9 protein-coding genes are annotated in these 10,495 nt (G+C 64.2%); 5 read left to right on the top strand and 4 right to left on the bottom strand.

The window, feature by feature from the left end:
• Nucleotides 1–138 precede the first annotated feature (138 nt).
• From FJ977_RS35595 to FJ977_RS35610, 4 genes are all read right to left on the bottom strand, one after another.
• On the bottom strand, nucleotides 139–1,011 hold the full coding sequence (locus FJ977_RS35595) for an MBL fold metallo-hydrolase (protein ID WP_140777475.1): 873 nt from the start codon (nucleotides 1,009–1,011) through the stop codon (nucleotides 139–141).
• A gap of 146 nt (nucleotides 1,012–1,157) precedes the next feature.
• Complete coding sequence (locus FJ977_RS35600) at nucleotides 1,158–1,817, bottom strand: peroxiredoxin (protein WP_056575731.1); 660 nt, start codon at nucleotides 1,815–1,817, stop codon at nucleotides 1,158–1,160.
• Between the two features lie 220 nt (nucleotides 1,818–2,037).
• On the bottom strand, nucleotides 2,038–2,403 hold the full coding sequence (locus tag FJ977_RS35605; protein WP_056575728.1) for a cell division protein ZapA: 366 nt from the start codon (nucleotides 2,401–2,403) through the stop codon (nucleotides 2,038–2,040).
• A 10-nt stretch (nucleotides 2,404–2,413) separates the two neighbouring features.
• The gene (locus FJ977_RS35610) at nucleotides 2,414–2,686 is read right to left on the bottom strand and encodes a DUF4164 domain-containing protein (RefSeq protein ID WP_056576508.1); all 273 of its coding nucleotides are present in this window, start codon (nucleotides 2,684–2,686) and stop codon (nucleotides 2,414–2,416) included.
• 261 nt (nucleotides 2,687–2,947) lie between these two features.
• Between FJ977_RS35610 and tkt the strand changes: the two genes are divergently transcribed.
• From tkt to FJ977_RS35635, 5 genes are all read left to right on the top strand, one after another.
• Nucleotides 2,948–4,939 carry a transketolase gene (tkt, locus tag FJ977_RS35615; protein ID WP_140777477.1) on the top strand — a complete coding sequence of 664 codons (1,992 nt, stop codon included), beginning with the start codon at nucleotides 2,948–2,950 and terminating at the stop codon, nucleotides 4,937–4,939.
• A gap of 211 nt (nucleotides 4,940–5,150) precedes the next feature.
• The gene (gene gap, locus FJ977_RS35620; RefSeq protein ID WP_065005509.1) at nucleotides 5,151–6,161 is read left to right on the top strand and encodes a type I glyceraldehyde-3-phosphate dehydrogenase; all 1,011 of its coding nucleotides are present in this window, start codon (nucleotides 5,151–5,153) and stop codon (nucleotides 6,159–6,161) included.
• Between the two features lie 285 nt (nucleotides 6,162–6,446).
• On the top strand, nucleotides 6,447–8,327 hold the full coding sequence (locus FJ977_RS35625; RefSeq protein WP_140777479.1) for a potassium/proton antiporter: 1,881 nt from the start codon (nucleotides 6,447–6,449) through the stop codon (nucleotides 8,325–8,327).
• A 157-nt stretch (nucleotides 8,328–8,484) separates the two neighbouring features.
• Nucleotides 8,485–9,681: a phosphoglycerate kinase gene (locus tag FJ977_RS35630; protein WP_140777481.1), complete on the top strand. Its 1,197-nt coding sequence runs from the start codon at nucleotides 8,485–8,487 to the stop codon at nucleotides 9,679–9,681.
• A 242-nt stretch (nucleotides 9,682–9,923) separates the two neighbouring features.
• The coding region (locus tag FJ977_RS35635; RefSeq protein ID WP_140777483.1) for a class I fructose-bisphosphate aldolase at nucleotides 9,924–10,495 on the top strand (572 nt) is incomplete at its 3' end.

Here is a 10,495-nt window from a genome sequence, read left to right on the forward strand (position 1 = left end):
ACTTCCTGAAATCAGCGCTTACAGAGTCCCCCTCCCCCTTGTGGGGAGGGGTTAGGGGTGGGGGTACGTGCCGGGCAGACGTTCGGGAAGTCTCATATGTGATAGCCCTACCCGCAAGGGGGGAAGATCGCTGGTTCTTCAAAGCCCATCCAGCGGGAACTTCAAATACCGCCTTCCATTGGCTTCCGGCTCCGGCAGCCGGCCACCATTCATGTTGACCTGCAGCGCGTGCAGGATCAGCCGCGGCATCGGCAATGTCCGGTCGCGCGCCTCGCGCAGGGCGACGAACTCGGCCTCGTTGCGCGCTGCAACGAGATGTATGTTGGTCGCCCTCTGCGCGGCCACCGTGCTTTCCCACAACGGCTCGCGGCCACCGGCCTGATAATCATGCCCGACAAAGACGCGCGTCTCGTCGGGCAACGCCAGTATGCCCTGGATCGAGTGCCACAGCGGCGCGGCACTGCCGCCGGGAAAATCAGCCCGCGCCGTGCCGCTGTCGGGCATGAACAGCGTATCGTGAATGAAGGCGGCATCGCCGATCACGTAGGTGATCGACGCCAGCGTGTGCCCCGGCGAGAACAACACCTTGACCGGCATCGTCCCGACCCGGAAGGTTTCGCCCTCTGCGAACAGACTGTCCCATTGCGAGCCGTCGGCGGGAAAATCCGGCCAGTTGTAGACCACCTTCCACAGGTTCTGGACGTCGACGATCCTGTCGCCGATCGCCATCGGCGCTCCGGTCTTCTGTTTCAGGTAGTGCGCCGCCGAGAAATGGTCGGCATGCGGGTGTGTGTCGAGGATCCATTCGAGCTCCAACCCGCTTTCCCTGATGAAATCGAGCAAGGCATCCGCGCTCTTCGTACCCGTCGCACCGGATTTCTCGTCGAAGTCGAGGATCGGATCAATGACGGCACACCGCTTCGTGGCAGGGTCGGCGACGACATACTGGATGGCCCCGGTCGGCTTGTCATAGAAGCCCCTGACCATTGGCCTGGTCAAAGTTACGTCCACGTCCGGCTCCCTCGACCCATCGCCGGCGGGAACGATTTTCTCCACCGGCACCCAACAGGAGCATGGTTGTCCACCCTCGCGGGCCAGTCAAGCATGACGTGGCGCGCAAGGGCGGAAAAGCCAAAAACGGTTCCGGTGCGCCCGCGTCAGGCGGATGGCTGCTTGGTCTTCCTGAGATAGGGCAGGATGGTCTCGTAGGCGCCGAAGCGCTTGATCGCATCCTCGTTGGAGACGGCGGCGGTGATGATGACGTCTTCGCCCTGCTTCCAGTTGGCCGGCGTCGCCACCTGATGCTTGGCGGTGAGCTGCATGGAATCGACCGCGCGCAGGATCTCGTCGAAGTTGCGGCCCGTGGTCATCGGATAGGTCAGTACCAGCTTGATCTTCTTGTCCGGTCCGATGACATAGACCGAGCGCACCGTGGCGTTGTCGGCGGGCGTGCGACCCTCCGAGGTTTCGCCGGCACCGGCGGGAAGCATGTCGTAAAGCTTGGCGACCTTGAGGTCCTTGTCGCCGATCAGCGGATAGTGCACCGAATGGCCGGTCGCCGTCTTGATGTCGGCCTGCCACTTGTCGTGGCTCGCGACCGGATCGACGGAGATGCCGATGATCTTGACGTTGCGCTTCTTGAACTCGCCTTCCAGCCCCGCCATCGTGCCAAGCTCGGTCGTGCAGACCGGCGTGAAGTTCTTCGGATGGCTGAACAGGATCGCCCAGCCGTCGCCGATCCAGTCATGGAACTTGATCTCTCCTTGCGTGGTCTCGGCGGTGAAGTCCGGCGCGATGTCGTTGATACGAAGGCTCATGGCACATTTCCCCTGTAACTGATCTGGTCCGCGGTCAGCGCGACGGGCGGCAAACCATGCCGCCACCAGGCGCCCGCCCTCCGGCACAGCCGCATCTTAGCGCAAAAATCGTGACTGCAAGATAATATGAAACTCTTGTCGGCGGCGGAATGAGCATTTTCATGCTGCCGACGGCATCGGCGCAAGAGCCTTCCGGTTGCACCGGCGAGGCTTCGGCAACTCAGGCCTTGTTGATCGCCAGCGTCGCCGTCAGATCTTCCATGCGCTGCGCCAGCGCGCCGAGCGCGTTGGTCAGCACGCTGTCGCTCTTGTCGGCCTTGGTCAACGCCTCGTCGCGAGTCTTGCGCAAGGTCAGCACTTCGCTTTCCATGCCCTTGACGCGTTTCTGCAGCTCCGACAGTTCGTCCATCACCATGATGCCGGCCATGACCGTCAGCCGCTGGTCGCCGATCTCGCCGAACGAGTCCTTCAGGTGCGAGACATAGCGGTCGAAGCGTTCGGCAAGGTCGATCAGATGCTCTTCCTGGCCCTCGTCGCAGGCCATGCGATACTGCTTGCCGTCGATTGAAACCGTGACCTGTGCCATGGGCCAGCTCCTATCTGTCCAACACGGCGCGGATGGTTTCCATGGCGGTCACCAGCCGTCGCGAGACTTCCTTGTTGGCGTCTTCCAGCCGTTCGGCGCGCGCTTCGGAATTGTCGAGTTCCTGCGCCAGCCGTGAGCGGTCGGCATTCATCCGCTGCACTTCGGCCTCGGCTTCCGAATAGTCGCGCTCGTGCTCCAGCTTGGCCGCGACGGCGTTCTCCAGCCCTTCGATGGCCTTGCCCAGCCTGGCGATTACTTCCTTGAGCGTGCTTTCCCCGGTCATGGCTTCGTCCTGTGCCCTGCCCATCACCGAATCGTTCGCGTTCAGAACGCGTTATCTCGGAAACATTAGGCACCGGGTGAAGGCAACGTCAACAAAGCTCTCGCGACTGTCCCCCGCTAACGCTAATGTAGGCCCGCCGCCGGCATCACAAGACTGGCAAATGTGCACCCGATTTGTTGACTAAAAGCCCGCGCCTGCTATGTGTCGCGCACCCTTTTCAAGGGCTCTCCCAAGCCCCCAAACCCCCACCTTGGAGGAACCATGACGTCGCGTGAACAACATGACCGGATGGCCAATGCGATCCGTTTTCTCTCCATGGACGCTGTCGAGAAGGCGAATTCCGGCCATCCCGGCCTGCCCATGGGCTGCGCCGACATCGCCACGGTGCTGTTCACCCGCTTCCTGAAATACGATCCCAAGGCCCCGCACTGGGCCGACCGCGACCGCTTCATCCTGTCGGCAGGCCATGGTTCGATGCTGCTCTATTCGCTGCTCTACCTGACCGGCTACGAGGACATGACGATCGACCAGATAAAGCATTTCCGCCAGTTGGGCTCCAAGACCGCCGGGCATCCCGAGTACGGCCATGCCACCGGCATCGAGACGACGACCGGCCCGCTCGGCCAGGGGCTGGCCAATTCGGTCGGCTTCGCGCTTGGCGAGCGCATCATGAACGCCGCCTTCGGCAACGACCTCGTCAACCACTACACCTATGTGCTGGCCGGCGACGGCTGTCTGATGGAAGGTGTTTCCCAGGAAGCCATCGCGCTTGCCGGGCATCTGAAGCTCAACAAGCTGATCGTCTTCTGGGACAACAACAACATCTCGATCGACGGACCGGTTTCGCTCGCCGACAACACCGACCAGGTCGCCCGTTTCCAGGCCTCCGGCTGGAATGCCAGCCATATCGACGGCACCGATCCGGAAGCGATCGCCTACGCCATCGAGGCCGCCCGCCATTCCGACAAGCCGACGATGATCGCCTGCAAGACCACCATCGGCTTCGGCGCCCCGACCAAGGCCGGCACCAACAAGGCGCACGGCTCGCCGCTCGGCGCCGACGAGATCGCCGGCGCGCGCAAGTTCTTCAACTGGGAGTCGCCGCCTTTCGAGATTCCGGCCGAGATCCTCGAGGCCTGGCGCGCAGCCGGCAAGGCCGGCGCCAAGCCGCGCACCGACTGGGAAGGCCGCCTCGCCAAGGCCGAACCGAAGCTGAAGGCCGAGTTCGAGCGCCGCCTCGCCGGCAAGCTGCCGTCCAATTTCGACGCCGTCATTGCCGAGTACAAGAAGAAGCTTTCGGCCGACAAGCCGAAGGTCGCCACCCGCAAATCGTCCGAGATGGCGCTGGAAGTCATCAACGGCGCCGTGCCGGAAACCATCGGCGGCTCCGCCGACCTGACCGGCTCCAACAACACCAAGACCAGCCAGACCAAGAACATCACGCCCGACGACTATGGCCAGCGCTATGTCCACTACGGCATCCGCGAGCATGGCATGGCGGCCGCGATCAACGGCCTGACGCTGCATGGCGGTCTCATCGCCTATGGCGGCACCTTCATGTGCTTCTCCGACTATGCCCGCCCGTCGATGCGGCTTTCCTCGCTGATGGGCATCCGCTCGATCTTCGTCATGACCCATGATTCCATTGGGCTCGGCGAAGACGGCCCGACCCATCAGCCGGTCGAGCACCTGGCGGCCCTGCGCGCCATCCCCAACCACAATGTCTTCCGCCCGGCCGATGCGGTGGAAACCGCCGAATGCTGGCAGATCGCGCTCGAATCCGAAAAGACCCCGTCGACCCTGGCGCTGACCCGTCAGAACCTGCCGACGGTGCGCACCGAGCACTCCGCCAAGAACCTGAGCAGCCAGGGCGCCTATGAACTGGCCGCGGCCAGCGGCGAGGCGGCGGTGACCATCTTCGCCACCGGCTCCGAGGTCGAGATCGCTCTTGGCGCCCGTGACCTGCTCGAGAAGCACGGCCATCCGACCCGCGTCGTCTCGGTGCCTTGCTTCGAACTGTTCGACAAGCAGAGCGACGACTACCGCAAGAAGACCATCGGCAACGCGCCGATCAAGATGGCGATCGAGGCCGGCATCCGCCAGGGCTGGGATCATCTCATCGGTTCGGACGGCATCTTCGTCGGCATGACCGGCTTCGGCGCCTCGGGCACGATCGAGCAGCTCTACCCGCATTTCGGCATCACCGCCGAGGCGGCGGCCAAGGCAGCGGAGGCCCGCCTGCACGCCAAGTAAGGCCTGTGCATGTGCCCAAGCCGTATTGCGGTTTTGGGGTGATGACTTGCACGAAACAAAAATGACCCGGCGAAACCGCGCAAAGCGATTTCGCCGGACTGGCCCAAACTAATCGATTTAAATCTGCGTCGCTGCGGCTGGATTCTTTCCGCTTGCGCCGCTATGAAGCTGCGGACCCATCGTCTGCCCTCCAGCTCCCAGGGAGAGAAAAATGACCGTCAGAGTTGCCATCAACGGATTCGGCCGCATCGGCCGCAACATCCTGCGCGCCATCCACGAATCCGGCCGCAAGGACATCGACGTCGTCGCGGTCAACGACCTCGGCCCGGTCGAGACCAACGCGCACCTGCTGCGCTACGACAGCGTGCACGGCCGCTTCCCGCATGAAGTGTCGGTGTCCGGCGACCAGATCACGGTCGGCAAGGAAAAGTTCAAGGTCACCGCCATCAAGGACCCCACGCAGCTGCCGTGGAAGGAACTTGGCGTCGACATCGCGCTCGAATGCACCGGCATCTTCACCGCCCGTGACAAGGCCGCCGCGCACCTGACCGCCGGCGCCAAGCGCGTGCTGGTCTCGGCCCCTGCCGAAGGCGCCGACCTCACCGTCGTCTATGGTATCAACCACGACAAGCTGACCAAAGACCACATCGTCATCTCGAACGCCTCCTGCACCACCAACTGCCTCGCGCCGCTGGCCGCCGTGCTGCACGAGACGGTCGGCATCGAAAAGGGCATGATGACGACGATCCACTCCTACACGGGCGACCAGCCGACGCTGGACACCATGCACAAGGATCTCTATCGCGCCCGCGCCGCGGCCCTGTCGCAGATCCCGACCTCGACCGGTGCCGCCAAGGCCATCGGCCTCGTGCTGCCCGATCTCAAGGGCAAGCTCGACGGCATCTCGATCCGCGTGCCGACCCCGAACGTCTCGGTCGTCGACTTCAAGTTCATCGCCAAGCGCCCGACCACGGTCCAGGAAATCAACGACGCGGTCATCGCCGCTTCCAATGGCAAGTTGAAGGGCATTCTCGGCGTCACTCATCACCCGAACGTGTCGATCGACTTCAACCACGATCCGCGGTCCTCGATCATGGCGCTCGACCAGACCAAGGTGATGGACGGCAACTTCGTTTCGGTGCTGTCCTGGTACGATAATGAATGGGGCTTTTCCAACCGTATGGGTGACACGGCCGTCGCCTTCGGCAAGACCATCGCCTGATCGCGGCCCCATCTTCCAGAGACTTGAAACGCCCGGCTTTGTCCGGGCGTTTTCATTTGCCGGAGCAGCGACGAAAATCGGCGGCTTCGGCCAAAAAACCACCCTGCCGCCTTGCACTGGCCATGCCTTCGCCCCACTCTCCATTGAATCGGGAAGACATTACAGCGCCGCGCGTCCTTGGACGCGCAAGGGACACTGTGACACTTTTGATTTGCGCATGATCCTTTCCGAAATCCATCCCGATTTCGGGGTCATGCGGCAGGAATTCGAGGGGGCAAATCACGGATGGAGCATGCGATCTATCTCGTCACGCTGGTCGGCACGGCGCTCGTTGTCGCCGCCGCGTTTTCGAGCCTGATCGCCTTCCGCTTCGGAGCCCCTCTCCTCCTGCTCTTTCTCTGCATCGGGCTCGCCACCGGAACCGACGGTCTCGGCATCGAATTCGACAATGCCCGCATCGCCTATTTTGCCGGCTCACTGGCTCTCGCCGTCATCCTGTTCGATTCCGGCTTCGGCACGCCGCTCAACGCCTTGCGGCAGGCGGCGGGCCCGGCGCTCTCGCTGGCGACCTTCGGCGTGCTTCTCACCACCGGCCTTTTCGGCGCCGCGGCCTACTATCTGCTCGATTTGAGCTGGCTGGAATCCTTCCTGCTCGGGGCCGCCGTCGCTTCGACCGACGCCGCGGCGGTGTTCTTCCTGCTGCGCGCCGGCGAGATCAATCTGCGCGAACGCGTGCGCTCCACGCTCGAGGTGGAATCCGGCAGCAACGACCCGATCGCCATCTTCCTGACCATCACCCTGGTCGAGGTCATCGCCGCCCACGCCAACCCCGAAGCTGACGTACTGGTCACCAGCCTGATCCTCGGCTTCCTCGTCAATATGGGCCTCGGCGCCATTGTCGGCGTGCTCGGTGGCCTTGCCATCGTGCGTCTCGTCGACCGGCTCAACCTCGACCACGGCCTGCTGCCGATCTTCGTGCTGACCCTGTCGCTGATGGTCTTCGCCGCCGCCGGCGCCATTGGCGGTTCGGGTTTTCTGGCGGTCTATATCGCCGGCCTCATTGCCGGCAATTCCGACATCCGCGCCGTCACCATCCTGAAGCGCTTCCAGGACGGCATGTCCTGGCTGGCGCAGATCATCATGTTCCTGATCCTTGGCCTGTTCGCGACACCCTCGCAGTTTCCGGCGATCATGGTGCCGGCGGTGCTGCTCGGCCTGTTCCTGATGTTTGTCGCAAGACCCGTCGCGGTCTGGCTCTGCCTGATTCCGTTCCGCCTGCCGCGACCCGAAGTCGCCTTCGTCTCCTGGGTCGGCCTGCGCGGCGCCGTGTCCATCCTGCTTGCCATCACGCCGTTGCTCGGCGGGCTGGAGAACGGCCGCGTCATCTTCAATACGGCGTTCATCATCGTGCTGGTGTCCCTGGTAGTTCAGGGCTGGACGGTCGGTCCGCTGGCACGCCGCCTCGGCCTCATCGTGCCGGCGCGGTTGGGACCGCTGGACAAGGTCGAACTCGAACTCCCCGGCTCCGCCCATCACGAGCTTCTCGCCTATCGCGTCGCACCTGGCAGCCCTGTGGCGCGTGGCGAGCGCATTCCGCGCTGGGCACGGCCCTCGCTGGTGCTGCGCGACGGTCGCTCGATGCGCTTCCAGGACATGGGCCGGCTCGCCGCCGGCGACCAGGTCTACATCTTCGTGCCGGACCGCTATCCGCGCCTGCTCGACAAGCTGTTCGCCAGCCGCGCCGTGGTCGACCCCGAGGATGCCGATTTCTTCGGCGCCTTCGCCGTCGACCCGGCGCGCTCCGCCGCCGAGCTGGAGGCCGCCTACGCGCCGGGCCTGACCGAAGCGGAGCAGAAGCAGACCGTCGGCGCGCTGGTCACGGCGCGGCTCGGCGGCCATGCCGAATATGCCGACCGCGTGCTCATCGGCTCGATCGAACTGATCGTCAGGGACGTCGACGACAAGGGCAGGATCACGGGCCTCGGTCTTTCCTTCGAGCCGACCGCACCGGTGGCGCGGGTGCCGGTGTTCCTCAGCGCCGGCGAGATGGGCGACCGTCTGAGCGCCTTTATCCGCAACTGGCGCAAGCCGATCGAGACGCAGGTGACGGCAGAGCCCGAAGACGGCCCCGAGCCACCGGCTGAAAAGGCAACGACCGGAAGCTGACAACAGCGATCGTTTGCCCTCTCCCGTCGGCGTGGGCCGATCTTCACGGACTATGTCCCCGCCCGCCTCAAAATTTCGCGCCACACCGTGGCCAAAGCCTTGCATCGGCACCGATGCGGGGTATGGTCCCGGCGATTTTCAGAGGAAAGGGACCGGCATGGCTGCCTTCAAGACACTGGACGATATCGGCAACATCAGCGGCAAGCGCGTGCTGGTGCGCGTCGACCTCAACGTTCCCGTCGCCGACGGCAAGGTCACCGACGCCACCCGCATCGAGCGCATCGCGCCGACCATCGCCGAATTGTCCGGCAAGGGCGCCAAGGTCATCCTGCTCGCGCATTTCGGCCGGCCGAAGGATGGTCCCTCGCCCGAATTCTCGCTGGAGCCGATCGCCAGGGCGACGGCCGAGGTGCTCGGCCGCCCCGTCGGCTTTGCCTCGGATTGCGTCGGCGACACGGCGGGCAGTGCGGTCGCGGCCATGAACAAGGGCGACGTGCTGCTCTTCGAAAACACCCGCTTCTACAAGGCCGAGGAAAAGAACGACCCGGCCTTCACCGAAAGGCTCGCCGCCAATGGCGACATCTTCGTCAACGACGCCTTTTCGGCGGCCCACCGCGCCCACTCCTCGACCGAAGGGCTGGCCCGTCTGTTGCCGGCTTTTGCCGGCCGCACCATGCAGGCCGAGCTGGAAGCACTGGAGAAAGGCCTGGGCAAACCGGTGCGCCCGGTCGTCGCCATCGTTGGCGGCGCCAAGGTCTCGACCAAGATCGACCTGCTGATGAACCTGGTGAAGAAGGTCGACGCACTGGTGATCGGCGGCGGCATGGCCAACACTTTCCTCGCCGCGCGTGGCACCGATGTCGGCAAGTCGCTGTGCGAGCATGACCTCGCCCCCACCGCCAAGCAGATCATGATCGAGGCGGCGGAGGCTGGCTGCGCCATCATCCTGCCCGTCGACGGCGTCGTCGCCAAGGAGTTCAAGGCGGGTGCGGCCTGCGAGACCGTTGCCATATCGGAGGTGCCGGCCGACGGCATGATCCTCGATGTCGGCGCCAAGACCGCGACGACGATCGGCGAATGGATCGACCGTGCCGCGACGTTGGTCTGGAACGGCCCGCTCGGCGCCTTCGAGATCGCGCCGTTCGACCACGCCACGGTGGCTGCCGCCCGGCACGCGGCGGCGCGCACCAAGGCCGGCAAGCTGATCTCCGTCGCCGGTGGCGGCGATACGGTGGCGGCACTCAACCACGCCGGTGTCGCCGACGACTTCACCTATGTCTCGACCGCCGGCGGCGCCTTCCTTGAATGGATGGAAGGCAAGCCCCTGCCCGGCGTCGACGTGCTGAAGCGGTAAGCAATTCCAAGGAAAAGCGCGTAGCGCTTTTCCTTGGAATTGCGTCAAGACGCAAGCGCGTTCTGCAGCCAGGCGGAAACGCCTGGCGTCGCAGGAATGCGGCTAGCACAGTCAAGGCAATCAACACAAAGAGAGCGCCGGGCGGCACTCTCGACTTTCAATCGATTCGAGCTTTCCGATGCCATTCCTTTGGCGGTAGACTTCCGTTAAGCGCGGAACGAACCCCTTTCAGGAGAAGCATGATGAGCGAACGTCTCGAAGACATTGCCGCCGCGATCGTGGCCAACGGCAAGGGCCTGCTGGCCGCCGATGAAAGCTCCGGCACGATCAAGAAGCGCTTCGATGTCATTGGCGTCGAATCGACCGCCGACAGCCGCCGCGACTATCGCGAGATGATGTTCCGCGCCAAGGACGCGATGACCAAGTATATTTCCGGCGTCATCCTCTATGACGAGACGATCCGCCAGAAGGCCGCCGACGGCACGCCGCTGGTCGACATCATCAAGGCGGCAGGCGCCATCCCCGGCATCAAGGTCGATGCCGGCGCCAAGCCTCTGGCCGCCTTCCCCGGCGACACCATCACCGAGGGCCTCGACGGCCTGCGCGAACGCCTTGCCGACTACTACAAACTCGGCGCCCGTTTCGCCAAATGGCGCGCGGTGATCGACATCGACACCGCCAAGGGCGTGCCGTCGGCGACCTCTATCGGCTCCAACACCCATGCACTGGCCCGCTACGCTGCCCTTTGCCAGGAAGCCGGCATCGTGCCGATCGTCGAACCGGAAGTGCTGATGGACGGCGCCCATTCGATCGA

Origin of the sequence: Mesorhizobium sp. B2-1-3A, assembly GCF_006442655.1 — a bacterium.
In the GTDB taxonomy this organism is placed as follows: domain Bacteria; phylum Pseudomonadota; class Alphaproteobacteria; order Rhizobiales; family Rhizobiaceae; genus Mesorhizobium.

Coding starts and splice junctions, on each gene's coding strand:
- FJ977_RS35600 (WP_056575731.1), bottom strand. CDS start 1,817: ATGAGCCTTCGTATCAACGACATCGCGCCGGACTTCACCGCCGAGACC.
- FJ977_RS35605 (WP_056575728.1), bottom strand. CDS start 2,403: ATGGCACAGGTCACGGTTTCAATCGACGGCAAGCAGTATCGCATGGCC.
- FJ977_RS35610 (WP_056576508.1), bottom strand. CDS start 2,686: ATGACCGGGGAAAGCACGCTCAAGGAAGTAATCGCCAGGCTGGGCAAG.
- tkt (WP_140777477.1), top strand. CDS start 2,948: ATGACGTCGCGTGAACAACATGACCGGATGGCCAATGCGATCCGTTTT.
- gap (WP_065005509.1), top strand. CDS start 5,151: ATGACCGTCAGAGTTGCCATCAACGGATTCGGCCGCATCGGCCGCAAC.
- FJ977_RS35625 (WP_140777479.1), top strand. CDS start 6,447: ATGGAGCATGCGATCTATCTCGTCACGCTGGTCGGCACGGCGCTCGTT.
- FJ977_RS35630 (WP_140777481.1), top strand. CDS start 8,485: ATGGCTGCCTTCAAGACACTGGACGATATCGGCAACATCAGCGGCAAG.